This window comes from Nocardiopsis tropica, from assembly GCF_042660575.1.
GTDB classification, from domain to species: domain Bacteria; phylum Actinomycetota; class Actinomycetes; order Streptosporangiales; family Streptosporangiaceae; genus Nocardiopsis; species Nocardiopsis tropica.
Window position 1 is genome coordinate 269940 of record NZ_JBHSUF010000004.1, and the last position, 25217, is coordinate 295156.

General features: G+C 74.7%; 19 protein-coding genes. 15 read left to right on the forward strand and 4 right to left on the reverse strand.

What is annotated here, in order from left to right; translation table 11 throughout:
* Nucleotides 1-143: 143 nt before the first annotated feature.
* From ACFQBR_RS08680 to ACFQBR_RS08690, 3 genes are all read left to right on the forward strand, one after another.
* The gene (locus ACFQBR_RS08680) at nucleotides 144-2108 is read left to right on the forward strand and encodes a P-loop NTPase family protein (RefSeq protein WP_344177303.1); all 1965 of its coding nucleotides are present in this window, start codon (nucleotides 144-146) and stop codon (nucleotides 2106-2108) included.
* A 12-nt stretch (nucleotides 2109-2120) separates the two neighbouring features.
* Nucleotides 2121-3770, forward strand: coding sequence for an ABC transporter substrate-binding protein (locus ACFQBR_RS08685; RefSeq protein ID WP_344177305.1), 1650 nt, complete (start codon nucleotides 2121-2123; stop codon nucleotides 3768-3770).
* Between the two features lie 314 nt (nucleotides 3771-4084).
* The gene (locus tag ACFQBR_RS08690) at nucleotides 4085-5005 is read left to right on the forward strand and encodes a ketopantoate reductase family protein (RefSeq protein ID WP_378552727.1); all 921 of its coding nucleotides are present in this window, start codon (nucleotides 4085-4087) and stop codon (nucleotides 5003-5005) included.
* An 83-nt stretch (nucleotides 5006-5088) separates the two neighbouring features.
* On the opposite strand, the gene ACFQBR_RS08695 is transcribed toward ACFQBR_RS08690, so the two are convergent.
* A complete protein-coding gene (locus tag ACFQBR_RS08695; RefSeq protein ID WP_344177309.1) occupies nucleotides 5089-5550 on the reverse strand; it encodes an acetyltransferase in 462 nt (153 codons plus the stop codon).
* Nucleotides 5551-5730: 180 nt separating this feature from the next.
* Between ACFQBR_RS08695 and ACFQBR_RS08700 the strand changes: the two genes are divergently transcribed.
* Both ACFQBR_RS08700 and ACFQBR_RS08705 read left to right on the forward strand, forming a co-directional pair.
* Nucleotides 5731-7164, forward strand: coding sequence for an FG-GAP repeat domain-containing protein (locus ACFQBR_RS08700; protein WP_344177311.1), 1434 nt, complete (start codon nucleotides 5731-5733; stop codon nucleotides 7162-7164).
* A gap of 47 nt (nucleotides 7165-7211) precedes the next feature.
* On the forward strand, nucleotides 7212-7961 hold the full coding sequence (locus ACFQBR_RS08705; protein WP_344177313.1) for a YqjF family protein: 750 nt from the start codon (nucleotides 7212-7214) through the stop codon (nucleotides 7959-7961).
* A gap of 72 nt (nucleotides 7962-8033) precedes the next feature.
* On the opposite strand, the gene ACFQBR_RS08710 is transcribed toward ACFQBR_RS08705, so the two are convergent.
* Complete coding sequence (locus ACFQBR_RS08710; protein ID WP_344177315.1) at nucleotides 8034-8924, reverse strand: endo alpha-1,4 polygalactosaminidase; 891 nt, start codon at nucleotides 8922-8924, stop codon at nucleotides 8034-8036.
* Nucleotides 8925-9372: 448 nt separating this feature from the next.
* Here ACFQBR_RS08710 and ACFQBR_RS08715 point away from each other — a divergent pair, with 448 nt between their 5' ends.
* The 3 genes from ACFQBR_RS08715 (at nucleotide 9373) to ACFQBR_RS08725 (ending at nucleotide 13870) form a co-directional block, all read left to right on the forward strand.
* On the forward strand, nucleotides 9373-9762 hold the full coding sequence (locus ACFQBR_RS08715; protein ID WP_344177317.1) for a roadblock/LC7 domain-containing protein: 390 nt from the start codon (nucleotides 9373-9375) through the stop codon (nucleotides 9760-9762).
* Between the two features lie 253 nt (nucleotides 9763-10015).
* Nucleotides 10016-10261, forward strand: coding sequence for a hypothetical protein (locus ACFQBR_RS08720; RefSeq protein ID WP_267949766.1), 246 nt, complete (start codon nucleotides 10016-10018; stop codon nucleotides 10259-10261).
* A 138-nt stretch (nucleotides 10262-10399) separates the two neighbouring features.
* Nucleotides 10400-13870, forward strand: coding sequence for a PHP domain-containing protein (locus ACFQBR_RS08725; RefSeq protein ID WP_378552733.1), 3471 nt, complete (start codon nucleotides 10400-10402; stop codon nucleotides 13868-13870).
* A gap of 72 nt (nucleotides 13871-13942) precedes the next feature.
* Here ACFQBR_RS08725 and ACFQBR_RS08730 read toward each other — a convergent pair whose 3' ends face one another.
* The gene (locus tag ACFQBR_RS08730; protein WP_344177322.1) at nucleotides 13943-14737 is read right to left on the reverse strand and encodes an SDR family NAD(P)-dependent oxidoreductase; all 795 of its coding nucleotides are present in this window, start codon (nucleotides 14735-14737) and stop codon (nucleotides 13943-13945) included.
* Nucleotides 14738-14898: 161 nt separating this feature from the next.
* Nucleotides 14899-15756, reverse strand: coding sequence for an SDR family oxidoreductase (locus ACFQBR_RS08735; protein WP_344177324.1), 858 nt, complete (start codon nucleotides 15754-15756; stop codon nucleotides 14899-14901).
* Between the two features lie 131 nt (nucleotides 15757-15887).
* Between ACFQBR_RS08735 and ACFQBR_RS08740 the strand changes: the two genes are divergently transcribed.
* From ACFQBR_RS08740 to ACFQBR_RS08770, 7 genes are all read left to right on the forward strand, one after another.
* On the forward strand, nucleotides 15888-16277 hold the full coding sequence (locus tag ACFQBR_RS08740; RefSeq protein ID WP_344177326.1) for a winged helix-turn-helix transcriptional regulator: 390 nt from the start codon (nucleotides 15888-15890) through the stop codon (nucleotides 16275-16277).
* A 708-nt stretch (nucleotides 16278-16985) separates the two neighbouring features.
* Nucleotides 16986-17795, forward strand: a complete 810-nt coding sequence (locus ACFQBR_RS08745) for a phytanoyl-CoA dioxygenase family protein (RefSeq protein ID WP_344177329.1) — start codon at nucleotides 16986-16988, stop codon at nucleotides 17793-17795.
* On the forward strand, nucleotides 17792-18373 hold the full coding sequence (locus tag ACFQBR_RS08750) for a DUF6309 family protein (RefSeq protein WP_344177331.1): 582 nt from the start codon (nucleotides 17792-17794) through the stop codon (nucleotides 18371-18373). Before ACFQBR_RS08745 ends, ACFQBR_RS08750 begins: the two co-directional genes overlap by 4 nt.
* On the forward strand, nucleotides 18370-22737 hold the full coding sequence (locus tag ACFQBR_RS08755) for an AMP-binding protein (protein ID WP_378552738.1): 4368 nt from the start codon (nucleotides 18370-18372) through the stop codon (nucleotides 22735-22737). The genes ACFQBR_RS08750 and ACFQBR_RS08755 overlap by 4 nt, the downstream gene beginning before the upstream one ends.
* Nucleotides 22727-23587, forward strand: a complete 861-nt coding sequence (locus tag ACFQBR_RS08760; RefSeq protein ID WP_344177333.1) for a TauD/TfdA family dioxygenase — start codon at nucleotides 22727-22729, stop codon at nucleotides 23585-23587. The genes ACFQBR_RS08755 and ACFQBR_RS08760 overlap by 11 nt, the downstream gene beginning before the upstream one ends.
* A gap of 77 nt (nucleotides 23588-23664) precedes the next feature.
* Nucleotides 23665-24396: an SDR family oxidoreductase gene (locus tag ACFQBR_RS08765; protein ID WP_378552840.1), complete on the forward strand. Its 732-nt coding sequence runs from the start codon at nucleotides 23665-23667 to the stop codon at nucleotides 24394-24396.
* A gap of 4 nt (nucleotides 24397-24400) precedes the next feature.
* Nucleotides 24401-25156: a methyltransferase domain-containing protein gene (locus ACFQBR_RS08770; protein WP_344177335.1), complete on the forward strand. Its 756-nt coding sequence runs from the start codon at nucleotides 24401-24403 to the stop codon at nucleotides 25154-25156.
* Nucleotides 25157-25217: the final 61 nt, after the last annotated feature.

Below are 25217 nucleotides of genomic sequence, written 5' to 3' on the forward strand. Positions count from 1 at the left end.
CAGGGATTTCGAAGAAATTGCGCGGAGGGGTACGCGGGTACCGGCCTCGCGTGCTCTGAATTTCGGCCAGCGAATCCCGACCTCGTGGAGTACCCTCGGTCGGAACCGATCCAGGAGATCACTCCCAGATGAAACTCCGTCCCATGTCCACCCAGGTCGACGTGTCCGGATCGACCATTCTCCGCGACCGCCCCCTGGACGAAATCCTCGATTCCTGCCGGGACGACTCGGACGAGCCCGGGAGCCTCATCGTCCACGGCCCCTCCGGGAGCGGCAAGACCACCCTGCTCACCCAGTCCAACGAGATCATGCGGCTGATCACCCCTACCGCGTTCGTCAACTGCAACGCATACCGCCCGGAGACCGTGCCGGACCTCTTCCGCGATGTTCGGGACCAGTTGAGCGCCAGGACACCGGGGCTGCCGCGTTGCCACTTCCCGAGGCTGGACCTGGTGCTCACCGCCCTGCTCGACGGCCTCACCCCCGTCAGCGACTACACCAGACTCTGGCCCGAGCTGGTCAGACACTGGAGGCGGCAGGCGCGTTCCGACCGCGGAGCCCGGCGCGAGCGGCGCGACGATGCCTCCACGTCCGTCACCGTCGTCGTGGAGGTGAATCTGCTCTTCCTCAAGTTCCAGGTCGGCGCCGTCCGTCCGATCGGCCACGCCCTCGCGCTGCCGCGCAGGAAGATCGGCGCCGCCGTGGAGCAGTGGTTCAAGACCCGGGCCTGGGGCTCGCTCATCAACCCCTATCCGGAACAGGCCGGGAGCGAGAAGGCGGAGCGGGACCGCGAGACCGAGTGGATGATCCAGACCAGTCACAACGAGTGGCTCGTCCACGCCTTCCTCGCCGATCTGCGCGATCAGGCCGAAGACACCGACCAGTACCGGCGCGTGGTCTTCCTGGACGACGTCGACGCGTTGAAGCAGCCGGCCAGCAGGGGCGGCGGGCTGCTCGCCCTGTTCCGGTCCGCGCAGTCCTCGCCCGCCCACCAGGGGGTCGGCCGGATACCACTGCTGCTCGTGAGCAGCACCCCCGAGAAGCCCCTCCTGAGCAGCGTGAAGGCGGTCCCGGCCCCCGACTTCAGTCCCTCCGAGGCACGCGAGCTGGCGGACCGCTCACCGCACCGCATCGACGACTACTTCCCCGGGCTCGTCTTCGGGCTCACCGGGGGGTATGTGGCCGCCACCAGCTATCTGCTCCAGGATCCGGCGATCGACGGACTGCGCGCCTACAACGGACTCCAGCACCTGCTCCGCCAGAAGCGCGGCGACGCCGAGGACGCCCCGACACTGAAGGAGCACCTGGGCGACACCCTCATCAAGGCCCTGCTGAAACACTCCGAGCTCGACCTCAAGAGCCGGACGCTCGAAGCGCTGACGATCTGCTCGCTCGCCAAGGACCTCCAGGACGTCGATCACCTCATCCGGACCTACGACCTCGGCGAGGACCTCACCGGACTCGACGACCGCCACTGGCTGGCATGGAACGAGAACTCGGGAGCGGCACGCTCGGCCCGGGCGCTGATGATGCGGTTGCTCCTGCGCCGCTGGCAGAAGGAACCGACATGGGTGCGCTGCGACCGCGACGAGGCCTTCCGCCTGCTCGCGACGCGGTCCGACAAGGAGGCGAGCGGCCACACCCCGAACTGGTACTACTACACGCTCGGGTCCGGCGACCTCATGGCGGTGTGCCGGGAGCTCGACTCGCTGCTCGACCTGCCCGGCCGTGAGTCCGAGGTGCTCGACCTCATCCGACACACCACGTCGGTACCGCAGCCGCCGATCGACGACCCCGGCGCGGACGGCTTCACTCCGTTGCAGCGCTACGGGTTCCTCGTCCGGAACCGGGGGCCTCGTCGGTCGGACGGGGCTCCGCTGGACCACCGGTTGTCGAGGATCCTCCGCATCGTCGCCGGCAGATGGGTCATCGAGGACCCCTTCGAGAGCATGTACACCAGGGACGTGCACCTGCGTGTGAGGACCGCGTTCCAAGAGCTGGGAGCCGTCTGCGAGGACTCCCGCCCGTTCCAGTCCGAGGCCGAGTTCCACGAGAGCATCTCGCTGGAACGCCCGGTGAACCCGCTCGACTCCGATATCGACTTCTGAGAAGGAGGATGCATGGAACACGGCCGGTCCTCCATCGGGGACCTCGAGTTCCCGCTCACCCGATCCGAGCTCGTGCGCAGGATCGGTTCACCGCTCCAACGGCGGCGGTTCAGGCGAACCCGGGCGACCGCGGTCCTCTCGACGGTGGTGGCGCTCGTCGCCGCCGTGGTCGGGGGCGTGTTCGGCTGGCCGCACCTGGTCTGCGGGACGGGCCTCCAGCAGATCGAAGGCGAATGCGTCGGCGTCAACGACGGCTCCTATTCCTTCGAAGCGGACCTCGCATGGCTCACCAGCCGGATCCACGACATGAACACCGAGGTCGAGGAGCTCGCCGCCTCCCGGGACGGCGTCGAGGCCTTCCGTATCGTGATGATGACGTCGTTCTCACTCGACGGGAGCGCGGACCTGAGCGAGGAGCAGATCGTCCGCGCCGTCGAGGGGACCTATGTCGCGCTCATGCGACAGAACGGGTTCGCGGAGACCGGTTCGGGGGTCGAGGTGGTCGCCGAGGGGAGCCGGATCTTCCAGCTCTACCTGGCCAACGAGGGGAGTGTGCAGCAAGGCACCGATGCGGTCGTCGACGACCTCGCATCGATGGTCGACGACGACATTCCCCTGTCCGTGGTCATCGGGCAGTCTTCGACCACCACCGAGACCGAGGAAGTCGCCCGGGAACTGTCCGAGCTCAGGATTCCCATGGTCGCCGGCTCCTCGACCTCCACCACGATCAACAATGTGCACTCGCCCGGGCTCATCCGCGCGGCCCCCGACAACGAGGACTTCGCGGCGGCTCTGCGCGACCACCTGGACCGTCGGGTCGAGTCGGGCCAGGAACCGGCCAGGGGTCTGCTGCTCGCCGACGAGAACGGGGCCGACACCTTCTCACTGGATCTGGCCGATCAGTTCCGCCGGTACCTCGACCCCTATCTCGTCCAGAACTCGCTGACGTTCCAGGGCAGCGCCGGCTCGGAGAACACGGCTGTCTACTTCGATCACATAGCCAACGAGATCTGCGCGAACCCGGGGACCGACGCGGTGTTCTTCGCCGGACGGTTCTCCGACCTGGGAACCTTTCTGCGCTCCCTGGAACTGCGCGGTTGCAGGGCCGAGTCCGGTGTCCCGATCACGGTGTACTCCATAGAGCTCGGGCTGCTTCCGGACATGATCAGGTCCTACTCCGGCACGGAGTGCGAGCCCGCCGACGACGACTCGGCCGGGGAGCACTACCGCCTCGTCCAGGCGAGCGCCTTCGATCCCTCCTGGCTGGAGGAGGGCGCTTGGAGCCCGGAGGGGTTCGACGACTACGAGGCGGCCGTCACCACGACGGTGAGGGGCGAGACGGAAAGCACCTCTGTCCCGGAGGACTTCTACAGCGGCTACAGCCTGATCTACTACGACGCGGCCACGATCGCTGCCCGCGCAACGCTGCTGGGCTTCGAGGCGAGCGACGAGAGCACCCTGGCCGCGAGCGTCCGCAACCACCTGTTCCGGGTCACCCGCGAGCCGACCGGCAGCGGACACCTGGACTATCTGGAGGAGTTGGAGGGCCGGGGGGCGGGACGGCACATCCCGATCCTCAGTTCCGACTGCTCGGTGGACGCCGATCCGTTCCGGACGCCCGACGTCCCCTACGACGAGCTGTACCCGGACCTGGCGGACTGATCTTCCCCCCCTGCGTCCCTCGAAGCCGGTTCCGGCAACCCGAACCCGCACGCCCTCCGCGTCACCGTGGCCGACGGCCCCGCCAGGTCTGCGCCGTCCTCGGGGACGTGGTCGGGTCGAGGTCCGCCCCGGGCCGCACCCGCGGCGGGACGGGGCTGGTCGCCATGCGCGGACGCGCCGCGAGGACCGCTGGGGGACGCCCCCGGGCCGCGGCGCGACTGCGTGTGACCGGGGGGCGACCGCTTCGCCCTTGCCCGCAAGCGTCCCGTGGTCATACGTTTTGCGGTGTTCACGAGACACCGGGTGGGAGAAACATGAAGATCCTTGTCGTGGGTGCCGGGGCCGTCGGCGGCTACTTCGGCGCGCGGCTGGTCCAGGCGGGCCGGGACGTCGACTTCCTCGTGCGGCCCGCGCGCGCCGAACTCCTCCGGGACAGGGGGCTGGTCCTGCGCGGTATGGACGGCGGCGTGGACAAGGTCCCCGTGTCCGCGGTGACCGCGGACGGGCTGGGCACCGGCTACGACCTGGTCGTCCTGGCCGTGAAGTCGTACGGGTTCGAGGCCGCGCTCGCGGACGCGGCGCCGGCGGTGGGGCCGGGCACCGTGGTCCTGCCGTTCCTCAACGGCATGCGGCACATCGACGCCCTGGTGGAGCGGTTCGGGGCCGACCGGGTGTACGGCGGGGTGGCCATGGTGATGACCCGCTTGGAGGCGGACGGCGCGATCGTCGAGGTCGGCAGGATGGGCCGGCTGATCTACGGTCCCCTCTCCGACAGCCCCGTGGCGGCCCCGGCCGACGTGCACGCCGCCCTGGACGCGGGCTCCTACTCGGCCACCCTCACCCGGGCCCCGCTCCAGGAGCTGTGGGACAAGTGGGTGTTCCTGGCGACCCTGGGCGCGTGCACGTGCCTGATGCGCGCGCCGATCGGGGCGGTCAACAGCGCGCCCGGCGGCCAGGAGTTCACGTCCGGGATGTTCGCGGAGGCCATCGCGGTGGCCACGGCCGCCGGGTACCCGCCCGGCCGGGACGCCCGGGAGCGGGCCGACGCGATCATCGCGGACACGACGGCGACGACCACGACCTCGATGTACTGGGACCTGACGCAGGGCAACCCGGTGGAGGCCGACCAGATCGTCGGGGACCTGGTCGCCCGGGGGCGCGAGCTGGGGGTCCCCACCCCGCTGTTCTCGCTGGCCTACACCGCCTTGAGCGCGTACGCGGCCGGGCGCGCCTGAGCCCCGGGAGCGGCGCCGGACGCGCGGACGGCGCACCGCGGGCGGGGCCGGCCCGGCTCCCGTACCCGCCCGGCGGGGCCCGGTCAGGCGGCGGCGCGGCGCATGTGGATCAACGGGAACGGTCGGCCCTGGCCGTCGACCGGTGAGCGGCCCGTCTCCTCGAACCCCTGAGCGGCGTAGAAGCCGCGCGCGGAGGGGTTCTGCTCGTTGACGTCCAGGGTGAGGACCGGGTGCCGCTCCGCCGCCCAGGCCAGCAGGGCACGGCCCACGCCGCGGCCCCGGGCATCGTCGTGGACGAACAGCATGTCGATGTGGTGGCCGTCGAGGCCGATGAAGCCCAGGGGGCGGTCATCGGGGTCCACGGCGACCTGGACGTCGTGGCGGGGCAGGTAGGAGTCCAGGATCCTCGCCTCGTAGTGGTCGACGTCCTCCCGGGTCAGGAAGGCGTGCGTGGCGACGACGGCGCTGCGCCAGATCCCCGCCAGGGCGGGGTGCTCGTCCGCACCCGTGGACGGGCGCACCAGGACGGTGAGAGAAGAGGGCATACGCGCACCGTACCGGGACCGCCCCCGCACGTCACGGGGTTATCCGCCGCTCGGCGCCGGGCCCGTGGCGGAGCGCACGCGGTGGCGCCGGGGCGGGGGTCTACCCTGGCGGGGTCCCGAAGGCCGGACGGGCTCCCCGTGCCGGCTCCCCCTGGAGACCCCGACCCCCTGGAGCCCCCCATGCCCTTCGGCCGCCTCGCCGTCCCCGCCTGTGTCGGGGCGATCCTCCTGACGGGCGCCTGCGCCGGCGCGTCCGGCGCCCCGGCGGCCGGGTCCTCCGAGGAGCCGGCCCCCGGCGCCTCCCCCGTCCCCGAGGGGCGGGGAGGCGATGTCGCGGACGACGTCAACGGCGACGGCTTCCCGGACCTCCTCTTCCTGAGCTCCTACACCGAGGACGAGGACGGCCTCGAGGGGGACATGCGCCTGGTGGTCGTCCACGGCTCGCGGAACGGCCCCGAGCCGACGACCCGCGCCGTCTTCGAAGCCGGGGTCGTGGGGGCCGGGGCCTCCGTCGGCGGCGGGAACCGCCTGCGGCCGGGCACCGCCGACCTGGACGGGGACGGCTACGCCGACATCCCCGTGTTGACGGGCTTTTCCCCCGGCAGCCTCGGGGCGTCCGTCTCGACCTACCGCCCCGGGATCGTCTGGGGCGGCCCCACCGGCCCCGACCCGCAGGAGGAGCCCGGCCCGGTGTCGGTTCCCGGGGGTTCCTCCGGGGTGCCGGGCTCCCCGGTGGCGGCCCCGACCCCCGGCGACTTCGACGGCGACGGGCACGCGGACCTGGCCGTGGCGGTGGATTCCGCGACCGGCGCGGACGCGGCCGGACTGGTGGTGCTGTACGGCCCGTTCGACCGGGAGGGCGAGCCCGGGCGCACGGCCCGCAGGCCGGTCGCCGCCTGGATCGGCGAGCTCGTCGCCGCCCCCGCCGGGCCCGGCGGCGGTCCCGCCCCGCTGCTCGTCCGGCACGGCAGCGACGGCGAACAGCCCGCCAACACCCTGCTCGTGACCGGCCCCGGCGACCCCGCGGGGTGGGACGCCCTCGAACTGCTCCCCGGCTCCCTGTCCGCCTTCGGCGACTTCGACGGCGACGGGGAGACCGACGTGGCCGTCGGCGACGACGGGACCCGCAACGACGAGCCCGGCCACGGGACCGAGCCCGACGAGGTCGACGGCAGGATGAACGTCTACCGCGGCCCCTTCGGCACGCAGGCCCCCGAGCCCCTCCCCGTGCCCCTGACCGCGACCGAGCCCTCCATCAGCTACCACCAGCGCACGGTGGCCGCGTGCGACCTGGACGGGGACGGCGCGGACACGCTCGCGGTGGGGCTCGCCGGGCACGGCGTCGACCTGCTGGACGAGGACGGCGGGGAGTTCTCCGCGGCCGGGGGGCCGCCCCTGGTGCGCAGCGGACCGGAGGACGGGCCGCGGGGCGCCGACTCCCCCGCCGCCCGGACGGCCGAGGCGTTCGCCTGCGCGGACCACGACGCCGACGGGTCCGACGAGCTGGTGCTGGCCTACGACCCGGGCGTGGTCCGCTCCGCCCCGGTCCGCTGGTGGGTCACCGACGGCGACGCCGACGAGGGTGCGTTCGACAGCGGGGACTTCGGCGGCTGAGGCGGGCCGCGCCCACGGACGGCGGCACGGGCTGGGAGCATGCCCTCATGGCTTCCGCACCCGGCCCCTCGCGGCTCCCCCCGCCCACCGCCCCGCCGCTCCCCCGGCCCGCCCTGATGCTCCAGGAGTGGCGGGACGTCGCCTTCTGGCACTGGCCGCTCCCCCCGGAGGAGGCGGCCCCGCTCCTGCCCCCGGGCACCCGGCCGGACGTCCTGGACGGCGTCACCTACGTCGGCGTCGTCGCCTTCCGCGTGGCGCGCACCCGCCTGCCGGGAGGGGTGCCCGGCGGCGGCTACGGCGAGGTCAACGTCCGGCTGTACTCCGTGGACGGCCTCGGACGGCGGGGGGTGGTCTTCCTGTCGCTGGAGGCCTCCTCCGCGCACACCGTCCTCGCGGGGCGCGCGGCGGCGGGGCTCCCGTACATGTGGTCGGACGTCTCCGTCTCCGCCGACGGGGACGGGGTGGCGTACGCGACCCGGCGGCGCCTGCCCCGGTCCCCGGGCCCGGCCCGGGGCCGCTTCCACCTGCGGGTGGGCGACCCGGTCGACGACCCGTCCCCCTTCGAGCGGTTCGTGACCGACCGGTGGGGGCTGCACACGCACCACGCGGGCCGCACCCGGTGGGTGGCCGCCGCCCATCCGGACTGGCGGCTGTACCGGGCGAGCCCCCTCGGCTGGGACGAGACGCTCCTGGAGCGGGCGGGGATCGCCCGGCCCCCGGGAGTACCGAGTGTGCTGTTCTCACCGGGCACGGACACCCGGTTCGCACCGGGCGGGGCTCTTCCGCGCCACCGGTGACCTCGGTCCCGCCCCGCCGTGGCGGGGCGGGGCGGGGTCACCGCGCGTGCCTGCGGAGCCGGGCCGCCCGGGTCAGCAGGCCTCGTAGAGGTGGTCCTCGTGCTCCGGCCCGACCAGGTCCAGGTCGCGCAGGATCATCCGGGAGGGCGCGCCCTCGGCGTCACAGGCCTCGGCGAAGGTCATCCCCGCCTCCTCCAGGGCGTCGGGGTACTCCACCGCGATCACGTCGTCCCCGTAGACCCCGGTGTAGGCGGAGCACTCGCTCCAGACGGCGCAGTCCTCGGCCACGGCGAACTCGAAGCCGACCTCGTCCCTGCCCCGCTGGGTCACCTCGGCCGCGTTCTTCTGCCCGGCGGCCATACCGTGCCCGTTGGCCAGGGCGACCAGCTCGGTGGCCAGCGCCAGGTTGTGGTCCTGGGTCAGCAGGCCCTGCGAGCGCAGGTCGGAGTCGAGGTTGTCGAACTCGACCGCGTCGAAGCCCTTCTCGGCGCAGGTGGCGATGGTCTCGGCGAGGATCTCGGCGATGTCGGCCCTCTTGTCCTCGTCGGAGGTGTCCAGGATCCGCTCGGCCGGCCACCCCGGGTCCACGACCGGTTCGCCGGAGGCGTCGCGCAGGATGAGGTCGGGGTGTTCGAGGAGCCACCACTCCAGGTCGCCCGGCTGGGTCTGGAACCCGTTGACGTAGCAGATCGAGTACATGTCCGGCGCGGGTTCGGCCGTGGAGTCGCGGACCACCGTTCCCACCCCGGCGGGGGGCTCGTAGGAGGCGCCGAGCTGGTAGTCGAAGGTGCCCTCGGGGAAGCCCTCGGCGGTCCCGGTCGCGCTCTCGTCGGCGGCGTGGGCCCCGACGGCCTCGGCCTCGGTCTCACCCGGTCCGGCGCAGGCCGAGGCGGTGGTCACGGCGAGGAGGGCCGCGAGGAGTCCGCCGGGGGCCGTTCGCCGGATCCGTCGTGGTGCGGGCATGGGTCGTCCGTTCTCGTCTGGCGGGGGGTGTCCGCCGCGTCGTGGTGTCGTGCCGGGGAGTCTCCCCGGGCGGAGTGTGGTGGGCCTCCCTCCCGCGCGTCCAGTGTTCCGCACCGGCCGCCGTCGTGATCTTCCGCACTCGTGTTCGGACGGCTCCGGGAGAGGCCGGCCCCGGGGTGCGCCTCCGGCCCGCCGGGGCGCCCCGGCGAAGGCGTGCCCCGCGCCTGTGACCTGGACCTGCGCCCGGCGTTCCGCCGGACGGCCGCGGCGCCGGCCGCCCCGGTCCGGCGGCGGCGTACGGGGGGCGGCTTTACCGCCGGGGAAGTTGAATTTTGAACAAGTTGCAGCACAGTGTATCTTCGCCGTTTCCGAGCGTTATATCCGTTCTGCGTTCGACCCTCCGTGATGCGCTCGGTCCCGCCTCCACCCGACTGCCAGAAGGTTCGCGATGAACAAGACCGGCCCTCCCAGTACCAGCCCGGCGTTGAGCGCCCTCCTCGCGGACGTCCCCGGGGTCGAGAACGTGGTGCTCTGCACGGAGGGGGGCATGGTCCACACCCTGGCCCGGGGCGCCGACCGCCGCGGGGCGGACCAGCTCTCGGCCCTGGGCAGCTTCCTCTTCAGCGGTGCGGGGCGCATCGGCTCGCTGACGCGGTACGGCGCGGTCGACCACGTGGTGATCCGCCTCCGGGGAGGCGGATCGCTGCTCGTGCGCCCGGTCGGCGAGTTCCTGCGGGTCGTGATGCTGACCAGGGCCGACACCCCCCTGCCCCGGGCCGCGGTCGCCCTGGACAGACTCGTCCAGGAACTGGAGGGGGCCCTCCCGGCCCGCCGGTAGCCCGCATGCCGGGGGTCGGCGCGCCGGTACGGGTCGACCCCGACCGGCCCCCTGGGCGGCCCCCTGGGCGGCCCCCGCCCCGGGAGGGCCCGCCCAGGGGCCCGCGGGCCTGCGGCCCCCGGCGCGCCGCCCGACGGACGCGGGCCCGCACCCGACACCCCGGGAGCCGGCGCACCGCCCCCGGGGGCCCGGCGTCGGAGGATGTGGCGCGAAGACCCCGGACACTCACCACCCCACCTGCGACAATGGGCACATGCCGAGTCCGCTGACCCGTGTGCCGCCCCTCGTCCGCGCCCGCGAGGCGGGCGGGTACGCCTACCTCCTGGCGTGGGTCGAGACGCGCGCCGGGCTCCGGGCGCGGATCACCTGGGTGGAGCAGTACCGCGAGGAGCCCTACCAGTGGCGCTGGGAGGTGGCCGAGGTCCCGGCCACGCGGGTGACGCAGATGGCCGGGCAGTCCTACCAGGGGGTTCCGCGCGAGCGACGCGTGAGCGGCTGACCCGCGGCCCCGCCGCGCGCGCGCCGCCCCGGGACGCCGCCCCATGGTCTAGAATTCGTACATAGGTTCGATTGTGTCGCTTCTTCCCCACCGGCACCAGACATGGGCCGAGGCCCGGCACACGGGGAGGAACCGCACATGCGGCACGGCGGCGAGCACACGGAATTCGCCCACCTGGGGGTCGCCTCCTCGTTCTCGGCGCACCACGGCACCTGCCCTCCCGAGCGCCTGGCCGCCCGCGCCGCCGACCTGGGCCAGGACGTCCTCGCCCTCACCGACCGCGACGGCGTGTACGGCATGGTCCGGCACGTCGACGCCTGCCGCCGGGCGGGCATCCGCCCCGTGCTGGGCTGCGACCTCGCGCTGGACTCCCCCGACGGCGGCCGGGTCACCCTCCTGGCCCGGGGCCGCACCGGCTGGGCGACCCTGTGCCGCCTCGTCACCCGCGCCCACGCCCACACGCGTTCCGCCCCCGGGGCCGGGCACGGGCCCCCACTGGAGCACGGTCCCGGCCCCTCCGGCCCGCCGCGGGCCCCGGGGGCCCCGGCCCTCCCCCACGCGGCCGTGGCCGGCGACCCCTCGGGCGTGGTCGTGCTCCTGGGCCCGGACTCCGACGTCGGCGAGGCCGTCGCCCGGGAACGCCCCTCCCACGCCCGGCGGCTGCTCGCCCGCTGGAAGGACGCGGCCGAGGTCGCGATCGCCGTGGCCGACCACGGCCTGCCCGGACAGCGGCGCACCGCCCGCGCCCTGCTGGCCCTGGCCGCCGAGACCCGCACCCTCGCCGTGCTCACCAACGCCGTCCGCTACCCCGTGGCGGAGGACGCCGAGGTGGCGCACGTCCTGGACCAGGCCCGGCGGTGGGCCCCCGGCGGCTCCCGGCCGGGCCCCGCCACGGACCGGGCCTACCTCAAGAGCGGCGCGGAGATGCTCGCCGTCGCCGACCGGCTGTGCGGCGGGGACACCGCCCGCGCCCGGCGCCTGATCGCCCACACCGCCGCCCTGGCCTCGTCCTGCGTCCTGGACCCCGCCGCCGACCTCGGCATGGGCGGCCTCCACCTGCCCTCCGTCCCCCACGCGTCCGACCGGCTCCTGCGGGCCTGCGAGGACGGCCTGGTCCGGCTCGGACTGGGACGCGACCCCCGCGCCCTGCACCGGCTGTCCCAGGAGATGGAGGTCATCGAGAACAAGCGCCTGCCCGCCTACTTCCTGACCGTCGCCGACGCCGCCGCCCGTATCCGCGACAAGGGCATCCGCTGCTCCATCCGAGGTTCGGGCACCGGCAGCCTGGTCAACCACCTGCTGGGCGTCTCCGCCGTCAACCCGCTGGACCACGGGCTGCTGATGGAGAGGTTCCTGGGCCACGGCCGCCCGGGGCTGCCGGACATCGACCTGGACGTGGAGTCCGCCCGCAGGCTGGAGGCCTACGACGCGGTGTTCGGCGCCCACCCGGGCGGGACGGCGTGCGTGTCGATGACGGAGACCTACCGGGCCCGCAGCGCCCTGCGGGAGGTGGGGGCGGCCCTGCGCCTGCCCCCGCTGGAGGTCGACCGGCTCGCCAAGGCCTTCCCCCACCTGAGGGCGAGCGGCATCCGCGAGGCCGCCCGGGAGCTGCCCGAGCTGCGGCGCTACGACGGCGCGGGCCTCGACGACCCCGCCACCCAGAACCTGTTCCGGCTGGCGGAGAGGCTGGACGGCCTGCCCCGGCACACGGCCATGCACCCGTGCGGCCTGGTCGTCTCCGACGACTCCCTGCGCGACCGCGTCCCGGTCGAGCCCTCCCCGGCCGGCTACCCCGTGGTCCAGCTGGACAAGAACGGCGTGGAGCGGATGGGGCTCGTCAAACTGGACGTCATCGGGGTGCGCATGCAGTCGGCGCTGGCCCACGCGCGGTCCGAGGTGGAGCGCACCACCGGCCGGGCGCCGGACCTGGAGGCCCTGCCCCGGGACGAGGCGACCTACGCGATGATCGGGGCCTCGCTCACCCTGGGCTGCTTCCAGATCGAGTCGCCCGGCCAGCGCGAGCTCCTCAGCCGCCTGCGCCCCGCGGACATGGCCGACCTGATCGCCGACATCTCCCTGTTCCGCCCCGGTCCGGTCAAGAGCGACATGGTCACCCCCTACCTGTCGGCCCGCGACGGCGCGCCCCCGGCGCGGTCGCTCACCCCGCTCCTGGACGGCGTGCTCGCCGAGACCGGCGGGGTGGTGATCTGGCACGAGCAGATCATCGCCCTCCTGCACGCCATGACCACCTGCGGGCCGGACCGGGCCGAGGCGATGCGCCGGAGGCTCGGCACGGAGCAGGGGCGCGCCGACGTGCGGGAGGAGTTCACCTCCATGGCCTACGACTGCGGGCACGACGAGGAGACCGTGGAACGCGCCTGGGAGGTCGTGGCCTCGTTCGGCTCCTTCGGGTTCTGCAAGGCGCACGCCGCCGCGTTCGCGCTGCCCACCTACCAGTCGGCGTGGCTCAAGCGGCACCACCCGGCCGCCTTCTACGCGGGGATCCTCACCCACGACCCCGGCATGTACCCGCGCCGCGTCCTGGTCGCCGACGCCCGCCGCTTCGGGGTCCCCGTCCTGGGCGTGGACGTCAACCGGTCCGAGCGCCCGTGGCGGGCCGAACGGGCGCCGGACGGGCGGTGGGGCGTGCGCGCGTCCCTGGCCGACGTCCGGGGCGTCACAGGGGCGGAGGTCGACCGGATCCTGGCGGAGCGGCCGTTCCTGTCGCTGCCGGACGCCGCGGAGCGGGCGCACCTGTCCCGCGAGGCGCTGGACAGCCTGGTGCGGGTGGGCGCCTTCGACGCCCTGTCGGGGGTGGGCGGGGGGCCGGACGCCGTCCCGGGGCCCCGGGCGGGCGGCACGGGTGCGGAACCGCCCGGGGAGGGCGCGGGACAGCGGGGGGCCGGGCCTCCCGACCGCCGCGACCTGCTCCTGCAGGTGTCCGCCCTGGAGAGGTCCCGCAGGACGCGGACCGACCGGGGGCAGCTCCCGCTGCCGCTGGAGGGCACGGCGCCGGCGCGGGGGTCGCTCCCGGCGACCACCGCGGACGAGCGGGTATCGGCCGAGCTGGAGGTGCTGGGCTACGAGGTGGAGCGGCACCTGCTCGACGGCTACGCCGACTTCCTCGCCTTCCTGGCGGTCCGCCACCGCCTGGTGCGCGCCCAGGACCTGCACCTGGTGCCCGCGGGCGAGGAGGTGCTGGTGGCGGGGGTGAAGGTGGCCACGCAGACCCCGGCGGTGCGGTCCGGGCAGCGGATCGTCTTCGCGACCGTGGACGACGCGACGGGGCTGGCCGACCTGACCTTCTTCGCGTCGGTGCAGCACCGGTGCGCGGCCACGGTGTTCTCCTGCCCGCTGCTGGCCGTGCGCGGCAGGGTGCGCCGGTCCGGGACGGGGATGGCGACGGTGACCGCCTCCCACGCCCACGACCTGTCCGAACTGCACCGCGTCTGGGAGGAGCGGGGCGCCGAAGCGCTGGCGGAGGCGCTGCGCGCGGACCCGTCCGCGGTCCCTCCGGGGCCGCCGCCGGGGCGGTCCGCCCCAGGTCCGCTCCCGGGGGCGGCGCGGCGCCGCCTGTGGCACGCCAGTCCCGGCAGCTCGGGGCGCTGACGCGGGGACCGGTGGTCCGGCCCCGGGTCTGGCCCCCGGGGCGTGCCCGCCCTCCGCCGGGGCGGCGGGGCCTCAGGGCAGGATCGAGTCGACGTACCCTCCGTCGACGCGCAGGGCGCCGCCCGTCGTGGCCGAGGCCAGGGGCGAGCTGAGGTAGACGACCATGTTCGCGATCTCCTCCGGTTCGATCAGCCTCTGGAGGAGGGACTGCGGCCGGTGCTCCCGCATGAAGACGCGCTGGGCCTCCTCCCACGGCAGGTCCTTGTCGACCAGCTGGTAGACGAACTCCTCCACGCCGCCCGTGTGCGTGGGGCCCGCGATCACGGAGTTGACCGTGACCCCCGTGCCCGCGGCCTCCTTGGCGAAGCCCCGGGACACCGAGAGCAGGGCGGTCTTGGTCACGCCGTAGTGGATCATCTCGGCGGGGACGACCACCGCCGAGTCGCTGGCGATGTTCAGCACCCGGCCCCAGCCGCGCTCCTTCATGCCCGGCAGGAGCCCGCGCGTCATGCGCACCGCCGTGAGGACGTTGACCTCGAAGTAGTGCCGCCACTCGTCGTCGTCCACCTCCAGCGCGGGCCGGGCGCCGAAGATGCCGAGGTTGTTGACGAGGATGTCCGCGTGCCCCGCCGCGTCGAGGACGCGGCGCGCGCCCTCGTCGGTGGCGATGTCCCCCGGGGCGGCGACCAGCTCGGCCCCGGGGAGCTCCCGGCCCAGGCCCTCCAGCGCCCGGCCGACGGACTCCCCGGTCCGGCCGTTGACGGCGACCCGGGCGCCGGCGCGGGCCAGGCCCAGCGCGATGGCGAGGCCGATGCCCTGGGTGGAACCGGTGACCAGGGCGGTCCTGCCGGACAGGTCGATGCGCATGCGGGGGCTCCCTACCGTCGGAAGGCGGCTCCGGTGGGGCGGAGCGCCGGACACGAAGGTAGTCGCGCGCGCGGCCCGCGCACAACGGCGACCCGCGGGCGCCGCCGGGCGGGTGCGGGGCGGAACCCGCACCGCCCGGCGCCCCGGACGCCCTCCGGGCGTCAGGCCAGGGCGCGCAGGGTCTCGGCCAGCGGGGTGGTCGGGCGGCCGATCAGGCGGGACAGCTCACCACTGGTGGCGTCGAGCTCCCCGTCGCGGATGTTGGCGTCCAGGGCGACGACGAACCCGGCGGTGCCCTCGTCCAGTCCGGCCGCGGTCAGCGCGGCCAGGTGCTCCTCGGGGGTGAGGTCGCGGTAGACGACCTCGCGGCCGAGCACCGCGCCGAGGTCCCGGGCCAGTTCCGGGTGGGTCCAGGCGGTGTCGCCGGAGAGCTCGTACACGGCGCCGGCGTGGGCCTCCGGGGCGCGAAGGACGGCCGACGCGGCCTCGGCGTAGTCCTGCCGGGAGGCGCTGGCGACCCTTCCCCCGCCGACGCTGCCGGTGACGACGCCGCTCTCGCGGGCCCGGTCGATCTGCTGCCCGTAGTTCTCGTTGTACCAGCCGTTGCGCAGGATCGTGGCGGGGACGCCGGAGGCCGCGAGGACCTCCTCCGTGGCCTTGTGCTCGGGGGCCAGGACCAGGGTGGTGTCGGTGGCCCGTGGGGCGCTGGTGTAGACGATGTGCCCGATCCCGGCCTCCTTCGCGGCCTCCACGGCGTTGGTGTGCTGGGGCACCCGCCGGCCGACCTCGCTCCCGGAGATCAGGAGGAGGGTGTCGGCCCCCTGGAAGGCGGCCTTGAGCGCCTGCGGGTCGTCGAGGTCGGCGCGCGCGGTCCGCACTCCGGTGGCGGCGAGCGCGGCCAGCCGGCCGGCGTCGCGCCCGGTCGCGGTGATCCGGTCGGCGGGGAGGCCGTGGGCCAGGAGGTCGGCGACGACGAGGCGGCCGAGGTGGCCGGTGGCGCCGGTGATGACGACGGACATGCGGGTCCTTCCGATCGCGGGCCGGGGGTTCCCGGCCTTCGTGCGGTGGCAACAGGCCTGTTCTCGAGCGCATTCCAGAAGTCGTGTACGCACCTTTAAGTGAGGTACCTACCTTTTGGTAAGGTCCGGGCATGAAGACGTCGCAGGAGAACCCGGCCGGCCCGTGGCCCCGGGGGGAGGTCCTGTCCTCGGACTGCCCCTCGCGGCGGCTGCTGGGGGACGTCACCAGCAAGTGGGGGGTGCTCGTCCTGATCTCCCTCGCCGAGGGGCCGCTGCGCTGGAGCGGGCTGCTGCGCGCCATCGGCGGGATCAGCGAGAAGATGCTCGCCCAGACCCTGCGCACCCTCGAGGCGGACGGGCTGGTCCTGCGCGACGCCAGGCCGGTGGTCCCTCCGTACGTGGTCTACAGCCTCACCGCCGAGGGCCGCGAGGTGACCGCGCTGCTGCTGCCGCTCGTGGAGTGGGCCCAGGACCACGTCGCCGCACCGGGCACGGGAGCCGGGCCGGACGGGGACGTGTAGGCCCCCGGACGCCGGACACGGAGGCGGCCGTGCGCGGCCCGCGCACGACGGCGCCCCGCGGGCCCCGCCGGGCGGACCCCGCACCCTCGGATCCCGCCCCATGGGACGACGGTGCGCCTTCTCCCTTTCTCCTTTCACAGCATTCCCATCCACAACTCTCCCCCCAATTTTTCGGACACACAGCCGAGCAACCGCTTTCCATGCCCGCAAGCACAATCCACCGACAATACGCAACCCTTGACAAAAGGGATTCCGCGTGGTGCACCCACATCGGAACACGGTGGTCCACCCCCCGACCTGCGGCCCGCCGGTAGAACATTTCTCGACCCCGGCGACGAAGTCCGGAAGTGCCAACGGGAAACCGCACCCGCCTCCCCGACCCGAGGAACGAAAAGGGAAATCGCCCCTCCGGCACCATGCAAAACACCCTCAGCAGCAGAGGCAGGCATCCCGGCAGGTCGCAGCGGTATTTCCTGGTTTCCCTTGACATCGCCCGAAGCAAATGGAAACTAATACTGGCGACCTTCGGCCCGGCGTCCCCCGCCGGCCTTGCTCTCCCGCCGTTCCCCGAGATCATGACCGGCAAGCACGAGGAGCCGAGCACCGCCCACATGCGCATAACCGGTCCATGATCGATATTTCGCGAGCGTCCCGCTCGTGCCACGCGAACGGCCCACCACCAACGTGCGAAACAGGGGCGATATCCTGATGCATGCGTTTCCCCAGGAAGGCGACACCGTCACCACGCGGCAGAAACAGTTCGCCGAATCCGGATACCTCGTCCTCCCGGGCCTGCTCCCCGACCCCCTCCTCGGCAGCCTCCTGCCCGAGGTCGACCGCTGGGTGGACGAGGGCCTGCGCGACCGCTCGATCGCCGCCTGCCTGGCCCCGGACGTGCACGGCCCTCCCCCGCTCCTGGAGCTGGAGCTGCCCGCCCACGGGCGGCTCCTCACCCACGAGCCGCTGCTGGAGGTCCTGTCCGAGCTCATGGGCCCCTCCTTCGTCTTCCACCACCTGCACAGCGACCGGCACGGGGCCGCGACCACCGGCAAGCCCTGGCACCACGACCACGAGCCCAACGACCGGGAGGACCCGGACCTGCTGATGGTGCACGCCCTGCACTACCTCGGCGGCCTCGACCGGACCGTCGGGAGCCTCGCGGTCCTGCCCGGCTCCCACCGCGAGCACGCGGACAAGACGGCCCGCGCCCACCTGGGGACCGCGGAGCTTCCGGGCGAGGTCGTCATCGACAGCCTCCCTCCCGGTTCCACCGTGCTGATGAACTCCGCCCTGTTCCACGCCCGCAGACCCGCCGGCCCCGCACCCTCCCGCCCCCGCTACTTCGTCGACGCGTCGTACTGCCAGGCCGGCGCGCGGTGGCGGCCCGTCAAGCCCTACTGGCGGTACATGCTCTCCCGCGCCCGCGAGCTCGACCTGGGCGGCGGGCGGTGGCCCGAGCTGTTCTCCGCCCGGCACTTCACCGAGTACGCGGCGGCCGAGCGGGGGGCCACCGCGTGAGGCTCGTCCACCCGGTCACGTACGACCAGGTGAGGGCGGTGTACCTGCGCGACCATCCCGCCGACCGGCCCCACGCGGCCAACTCCAACCGTGACGGCGAAAAGGCCCTGGCCATGGCCGAGGACCTGCTCGGCGCCTGGTCCCTGGTCCGGCTGACGAGGGAGGAGGTGCTCGGCGTGGTCCTGCCCTGGCACCTGAGCGAGGGGGGCGCGGTCGAGCTGGTGCCCCGGTCCGGCCTGACGGTCGGCGAGGCCGCGGACCGGATCCGCGCGGGCGGTCCGGGCATGGCCGCGGCCAACCCGGTCTGCGCGCGGAAGCTGGAGCTGCTGCGGAGCGCGCCCCTGACCCCGGTCTACCTGAGCACCCGCCCGGTGCCGCACTCCGACTACGGGGACCTCCGCGTCCGCACCGGCCTCATCCACCTGGACGGCCTGCACCGCATGATCGCCTGGGAGCTGTCCCGGCGCCTGTCCCCCGGGGAGCCGCTGGAGGCGTTCGTGGCCGGCTCCCCCGTCCCGGCCACGCATCCACGACACCGCCGCCCCGACACCGCGCGAACCGGAGGCCCACGCCCTTGACCCGTACGATGCGTCCCGCGCTCTCCCTCCCCGACCTGCTCACCCGGGGGGCCCGGTCCCATCCGGACCGGACGGCGCTGACCGACGGCGTCCGCTCCCTCGACTACCGCGCGCTCCATGCCGCGTCCGGTCGCGTCGCCGCCCACCTGCACGGCCTGGGCGCCGGACGCGGCGACCGGGTGGCGGTGATCGGCCCCCGCGACGGCCGCGTGTGCGCACTGCTGTACGGCGTCCTGCGCTCGGGCGCCGCCGCGGTGCTCATCGACCCCTCGTGGAGCGCGCCCGACGTGCGGGCGCGCCTGGACGCCGTCGCCGTGCGGCACGTGCTCGGCACCGACGGGGCGGTGCCGGCGCCCGAGGGGTACCGCGCCGAGGTGCTGGACGTGGACGCGCTGGCCGCCGCGGGACCGGTCGACCCGCCGGTGCCGTCCGCCTCGCCGGGGAGCGAACCGGCCTCGGACGCGGCCTACCTGTCCTTCACGTCGGGGTCCAGCGGGGAGCCCAAGGCCGTCGCGGTGACCCACGCCAACGCCGTCCACTACGCCCGTTCGCTGCGCCGCCGGCTGGGGCTGACCCGCGCGGACGCGCCGTGCGTCGCGCACGTCACGACGATGGCGGCCGACCTCGGCCACACCTCGTGGCTGCTCGCCCTCGCCACGGGCGGCTCGGTGCACGTGGTGCCCGACCACGAGACCCGCGACCCCGAGGCGTTCTGGGCGTCCCTGGCCCGCGCCGGGGTGTCGGTGCTCAAGACGACCCCCTCCCACCTGACGGCCCTGCTGGAGGGGAGGCCCCCCGGGAGCCCGCCGCTGGGCACGCTGCTGCTGGGCGGTGAGACGCTCCCCCGCTCCCTCGCCGCCGGCCTCCTCGCCGGGGGCGTGGCGGACCGCGTGGTCAACCACTACGGGCCCACGGAGACCACGATCGGCGCGACGTGCTTCGTCGCGTCCTCCCCCGCCGACCTCCCGGCGGACGAGGCGACGGTCCCCGTCGGCACGGCGCTCGGGGACGTCTCCCTGCGCCTGCTCGGCCCCGACGGCCTGCCGGTCACCGACGGGGTGGAGGGGGAGCTCCTCATCGGCGGGCGCGGGGTCACCGCCGGCTACCACGGCCGCCCCGACGAGACGGCGCTGCGCTTCGTCCGGCACGACGGGGAGCGGGTGTACCGCACCGGCGACACGTGCCGCCGCCGCCCGGACGGGAACCTCGTCTTCACGGGCCGGACGGACCGCCAGGTCAAGATCCGGGGCTTCCGGGTGGACCCCGCCGAGGTGGAGTGGGTGATAGGCGAGTTCCCCGGCGTCGGCCAGTCCGCGGTGTTCGTGCGGGAGACCTCCTCGGGGGGACAGCTCCTGGCCGCGGTGCGCCCGGCGGCCGGGCACGACGAGGGGGTGGTGCTCGACGCGCTCCGCTCCCACCTGCGCGACAGGCTGCCCGGGTACTCGATCCCGCAGCCGATCGTCGCCCTGCCCGACTTCCCCACCGGGCCGAACGGCAAGCTCGACCGCGACCGCCTGGCCGCGGTCGTGGACGGGGTCCTGGAGAGCGGCGGCAGGCGGGCCGCCCCCGGCCGGGACGCGGCTCCGGAGCCGATCGGGATGCCCCTGGTGCGGGCGGTCGCGGAGCTGTGGGCGGGCGCGCTGGGCCTGCCCTTCGTGGACCCGCACGCCGACGTGCTCGAACTCGGCGGCGACTCGATCCTGGCCATGCGCACGGTCACGCTGCTGCGGCGGTCCGGGTACCGCGTGGCGTTCGAGGACTTCTACCGGAACCCGACCCCGATGCTGCTGGCCTCCGCCGCACGGCCGGCGGGCGAGGACGCGGAGGACGACCGAGGCGCGGGAGCCGAGGGGCCCGGGGAGGGCGGCGCACTCGCGCCGGCCCAGCGCTGGCTGTTCCGGCAGCGCCTCGGGGACCACCGGCACTGGAACCAGTCCGCCGTGCTGTGCTGCGGGACGCCGGTGGACGCGGCGGCCCTCTCCGCAGCGGTGGAGGACGTGCTGCGGCGCCACCCGGCGCTGCGGCAGCCGGTGGGCCCCGAGGGCCCCGGGGTCCCCCGCCCCGCCGGCGACGTGGACGCGGTGACCTTCTCCTCCCTGCCCCGCACCACGGGCCAGCTGGCTGAGGCGGTCGAGGCCACGTGCTCGGAGCTGCAGCGCGGCATGGACCCGCGGGCCGGGCGCCTGATCCGGGTCCACCTCTTCTCCGGCGGGCACGGCGTCCGGGACCGGCTCGCGGTGATCGTCCACCACCTGGCCGTCGACGGCCTCTCCTGGCGGATCCTGCTCGACGACCTCGCCCACGCCTACCGGGCGGCCCTCTCCGGGCAGCGGTCCGACCTGCCGCCCACGGCCGACTTCTACCGGTGGGCGGCGAAGGCCCCGCCGCCTCCCCCCGCACCGGAGCGGGCCGTGCCGGAGCCCGCCGGGACCACCGAACCGGTGGCCCTCACCTGGGCCCTGGACGAGAGCGCCACCGCCCGGCTCGTCCGGCGCCACGGGCGGGCCCAGCGCCTGGAGGCGTTCCTGCTGACGGCCCTGGCCGAGGCCGCCCTGCGCTGGAGCGGCCGGTCGCGCCTGGGGGTGGAGGTGGAGACCCACGGCCGCGACACCACCGGCGAGGGCGGCGACCACATGGACACCGTCGGCTGGTTCACGGCGGTCAAGCACGTGGTCGTCGACCACCCCGTCCGGGCGGTGCGGGCCGGGCCGGCGGACACCGTCCGCGGGTCCCGGCGCGACGACCGCGCCGCCCGGACCGCCGCCGGGGCCCTGTGGGGCCCGGACGGCCGCCCGGCGGGAGCGGACACCGCGGCCGAGCGGGTGGGCGAGGTCGAGCGCCGCGTGCGGGAGGCCCCGGAGCTGCCGATGGACGCGCCGGGTCCGCGCCCCGACGTGGGGTTCAACTTCCTGGGCACGTTCGAGCTGCCCGACGAGCCGTCGCTGCGGTGGTCCGTCGCGCCCGAGGCGGGCGGGGCGGCGCGCTGCCCGGACGGCGATCCCCTGTACCGGATGCGCCTGACCGCCCGCATCGTCGAGGGGCGGCTGGTGACCGACCTCGTGTACGCGTGGCCGCGGCTGTCCCACGACGCGGCCCACGGCGTCGTCGCGTCCTTCGGCCGCGCCGTGGCGGCCGAGGCGGGCGCCACTCCCCTGCCCCACACCAGGTCCCCCGTCTCGACCTCCGGCCGACTGCTGTACGACGGCTCCGTCCAGCCCGCGCCGCGCGCACGGGTCACCGGCGAACCGGTGCGGGCCCTGCTCACCGGGGCCACCGGCTACGTGGGGAGGCACCTGCTCGCCGCGCTCACGGCCCGGGGCGCCCGGGTCACGTGCCTGGTGCGGGGCGAACGCGACGCCGACGCCGCGCTGCGGCTCCCCCCGGGACCGGAGGGCGCCGTCGCCGGACGGGGCGGGTTCGACGTGGTCGCGGGCGACATCGACCGCGAGGGCCTGGGCCTGTCCCCCGAGGCCCTCGCCCGCGTGCGGGACGTGCAGGTGGTCGTGCACGCCGCCGCGGACGTGCGCCTGGTGGCCCCGCCCGCCGACCTGGAGCGGACCAACGTCGCCGCGGTCCGGCGGCTGCTCGGGTGGGTCGACGCGCAGGTCCCCGGCGCCCGGCTGCACCACCTGTCGACCCTGGCCGTCGCCGGCGGGGTGGAGGGGCCGGTCCGCCGGTTCAGCGAGGCGGACCTGCGGATCGGCCAGGGGTTCCGCACCCCCTACGAGAGGACCAAGTTCGCGGCCGAGGAGGCCGTCCGCTCCTGGGCCGCGTCGGGCCGCCAGTGCTACGTCCACCGCAGCGGGCACGTCGCGGCGCACAGCGCCACGGGCGCCTTCCAGGCCAACGTGGAGGACAACAGGGTCTACCAGCTGGTCCGCGGCTACGTCCTGGCCGGGGCGGCGCCGAGCCGGCCCGGGGAGACCTTCGCGTTCTCCCACGTCGACACGGTGGCGGCCGGAATCGCGGCGATCGTGACGAACCCGTACGCGGCACCGGGCGCCTACCACGTCGAGACGCCGCACACGGTGCCCCACGACGAGCTCGTGTCCTGGCTCGTCGGCCTGGGCTACCCGATCGAGCTGACCGGAGAGGACGCGTTCGCCGCCGCCCTGGCCCGGGTGGAGCGGACCAGGCCGACCGCCGCTCGGCTGGCCTCGGCGTGGTCGCAGCTGGAGGACCGCAACGTCGTGGTGGACAGCTCCTCCACCGCGGCCGCGCTCGACCGTGTCGGCGTGCGCTTCGCCCCGCCGACCCCCGCGTGGTGGTCCGCCGCCATGGCGTGGGCCGCCGGTGTCGGCTTCCTGCCGGAACCGGGTGCCGATGTTCACGACGAAGGGAACGATCCTCACCATGACCGATGACACCGTGACCGAGATCGGCTGGGGCAGCACGACCCTGGACACCCGTCGAGCGCTGTGGTCGCAGCCGCTCGGGGACGAGGACAGGCGCCTGCTCTGGGCGGACGCCACCGCCGGGAGGTGGGACGGGGCCGCGCACGTGCGCGACGGGCTCCGCGCCTTCACGGAGGAGAGCATCCGCTCGGTGGGCTTCGCCCACGTGCCCAACCTGATGGACGCGTCCGCGGACGGCGGGGAGATCGTGGAGGCCCTGTCCTTCGTGATGCGCGACTTCGGCGAGATCATCCCGCAGAACGCCCAGGGCGACCTGTGGCAGGTCCTGCGCGACCGGGACGGGGACGGGGCCACCGAGCTGGGGTTCCACTGCGACACCTGCGACGTGCTCGTCCTGCTCTGCCTACAGCCCGCGGTGCTGGGCGGGGGCGACACCAAGCTGGCGAGCGCGCGGTACGTGCGGGAGATCATCGAGCGGGAGCGCCCGGACGTCCTGGCGACCCTGGAGGAGGACTGGACCTTCGACCGGACGGGGCGGGCCGGGCAGCAGGTCATCGTCTCCCCGATCCTGTTCACCCAGGAGGACGGGACGGTGGGCTGCTACTACCAGACCCGTACCGTGCGCACCTCGCCGGAGAGGGGCGGGCCGCCGCTGACCGAGCGCCAGTGGGAGGCCCTCGACGTCCTCGACGAGGTCCTCTACCGGCCGGAGATCGCCTTCGGCCTGCGGCTGGCGGCGGGCGACCTGCTGCTCATCCGCAACAGCAGGGTCCTGCACGGGCGCTCCCCCTACGTGGACGAGCCCGGCCCCCGCGCGCGCCGGGTGCTGCGGGCGTGGATGAACACGGGCAGCCGGTGAGCCCCCGCGGGGAGGACCGCGCGCCGGGGCGCGCGGGGGGACGGGACGCGGTCCGGGCGCACGCGCGCGGGACCGCCGTGGTCACCGGGGGCGGGAGCGGCCTGGGCCGGGCGGCCGCGCTCGCCCTGCTCGCGGACGGCTGGTCGGTGGCGGTGGCCGGGCGCCGCAAGGAGGCGCTGGAGGAGACCGTCGGCCTCGCCGGGCCGGACGCCGACCGGGTCCTGGCCGTGCCGACCGACATCCGCAGCCCCGCGGAGGTGGAGGCGCTGTTCGCCGCGGTGCGCGAGCGGTTCGGCCGGGTGGACCTGCTGTTCAACAACGCGGGGGCGGCGGTCCCCCGCACGCCCGTGGAGGAGGTGGCGGTGGAGGACTGGCGGCGGATCATGGACACCACCGTCACCGGGACCTTCCTGTGCGCGCAGGAGGCGTTCCGCGTGATGCGCGGGCAGTCGCCGCCGGGCGGGCGCATCATCAACAACGGGGCCCCGTCCGCCCACGTGCCGCGGCCCCACTCCGTCGCCTACACCACGGCCAAGCACGCGGTCCTGGGCCTGACCCGGGCCCTGTCCCTGGACGGGCGGGAGCACGGCATCGCCTGCGGGCAGATCGACGTGGGCAACGTGGCCCCGGCGGACGGCGGCCCGCAGCCGCCCGCGATGCAGGCCGACGGGACGATGGCGGTGGAGCAGACCATCCCCGTGGAGAGGTTCACGGAGTCGCTGCTGCTGATGGCGTCGATGCCCCTGGAGGCCAACGTGCAGTACCTGACGGTGCTGCCGACGACGATGCCCTTCGTCGGGCGGGGGTGAGCGGGTGTTCGTGAGCGCGCGCTCCTTCGAGGAGTACCGGGCGATGTTCTCGCTCTCGGACCACGACCTGTCGCTGCGGATCCTGGACTGCCCCGGCGGTGCCGCGGGCTTCGTGGCGGAGGCCGGGGCCCGGGGCGCGGACGCGGTGGCCGTGGACCCCCAGTACGGGCCGGGCCGGGAGGGGCTGGGGGAGCTGGCCCTGCGGGAGAACGAGCACAAGCACGCGGAGCTGGTCGAGCGCGCCGGGGAGTACGACTGGAGCTGGTTCGGCGGCCCGGCGCGGTACACGCGGCTGCGCTCGCGCTCGGCGCGCGCGTTCGGCGCGGACGTCGCGGCGCGGCCCGGGAGGTACGTCGCGGGGTCGCTGCCGGACCTGCCGTTCGCGGACCGCTCGTTCGACCTCGTGCTCAGCTCCCACCTGCTGTTCTCCTACGGCGAGCAGCTGGGCGAGGGGTGGCACCGGGACGCGCTCCTGGAGCTGGTGCGCGTGTCCCGTGGACAGGTGCGGCTGTACCCCCTGTTCCAGCACACGAGCAACAAGCGGTATCCGGCGCTGGAGCGGATGCGGGAGGCGCTGGCGGGGTGCGGCGTCCCCTCCCGGGTGGAGCGGGTGGACTACGCGTTCGCCCCGGGGGACCCGGAGATGCTGGTGCTGGAGTGCGCCGGCGCCCGTGCGCCGTCGGGGGCCTCCCGCGAGGGCGGGGGCACGTCCGCGGCGTTCGACCCGGTGCGCTGGAGGCACCTCGAAGCGGAACGGTGACGGAGGGGCGCGGGGCGGGTCGCGGGGACGCGGCCCGCCCCGCCGCCGTCGCACGGCCCGG

What these genes read in the sequence shown, in the direction of transcription:
- ACFQBR_RS08725 (WP_378552733.1), top strand. Translation starts at nt 10,400, where the DNA reads ATGCGGCACGGCGGCGAGCACACGGAATTCGCCCACCTGGGGGTCGCC.
- ACFQBR_RS08700 (WP_344177311.1), top strand. Translation starts at nt 5,731, where the DNA reads ATGCCCTTCGGCCGCCTCGCCGTCCCCGCCTGTGTCGGGGCGATCCTC.
- ACFQBR_RS08705 (WP_344177313.1), top strand. Translation starts at nt 7,212, where the DNA reads ATGGCTTCCGCACCCGGCCCCTCGCGGCTCCCCCCGCCCACCGCCCCG.
- ACFQBR_RS08710 (WP_344177315.1), bottom strand. Translation starts at nt 8,924, where the DNA reads ATGCCCGCACCACGACGGATCCGGCGAACGGCCCCCGGCGGACTCCTC.
- ACFQBR_RS08730 (WP_344177322.1), bottom strand. Translation starts at nt 14,737, where the DNA reads ATGCGCATCGACCTGTCCGGCAGGACCGCCCTGGTCACCGGTTCCACC.
- ACFQBR_RS08720 (WP_267949766.1), top strand. Translation starts at nt 10,016, where the DNA reads ATGCCGAGTCCGCTGACCCGTGTGCCGCCCCTCGTCCGCGCCCGCGAG.
- ACFQBR_RS08715 (WP_344177317.1), top strand. Translation starts at nt 9,373, where the DNA reads ATGAACAAGACCGGCCCTCCCAGTACCAGCCCGGCGTTGAGCGCCCTC.
- ACFQBR_RS08735 (WP_344177324.1), bottom strand. Translation starts at nt 15,756, where the DNA reads ATGTCCGTCGTCATCACCGGCGCCACCGGCCACCTCGGCCGCCTCGTC.
- ACFQBR_RS08760 (WP_344177333.1), top strand. Translation starts at nt 22,727, where the DNA reads ATGACCGATGACACCGTGACCGAGATCGGCTGGGGCAGCACGACCCTG.
- ACFQBR_RS08690 (WP_378552727.1), top strand. Translation starts at nt 4,085, where the DNA reads ATGAAGATCCTTGTCGTGGGTGCCGGGGCCGTCGGCGGCTACTTCGGC.
- ACFQBR_RS08680 (WP_344177303.1), top strand. Translation starts at nt 144, where the DNA reads ATGTCCACCCAGGTCGACGTGTCCGGATCGACCATTCTCCGCGACCGC.
- ACFQBR_RS08745 (WP_344177329.1), top strand. Translation starts at nt 16,986, where the DNA reads ATGCATGCGTTTCCCCAGGAAGGCGACACCGTCACCACGCGGCAGAAA.
- ACFQBR_RS08740 (WP_344177326.1), top strand. Translation starts at nt 15,888, where the DNA reads ATGAAGACGTCGCAGGAGAACCCGGCCGGCCCGTGGCCCCGGGGGGAG.
- ACFQBR_RS08685 (WP_344177305.1), top strand. Translation starts at nt 2,121, where the DNA reads ATGGAACACGGCCGGTCCTCCATCGGGGACCTCGAGTTCCCGCTCACC.
- ACFQBR_RS08695 (WP_344177309.1), bottom strand. Translation starts at nt 5,550, where the DNA reads ATGCCCTCTTCTCTCACCGTCCTGGTGCGCCCGTCCACGGGTGCGGAC.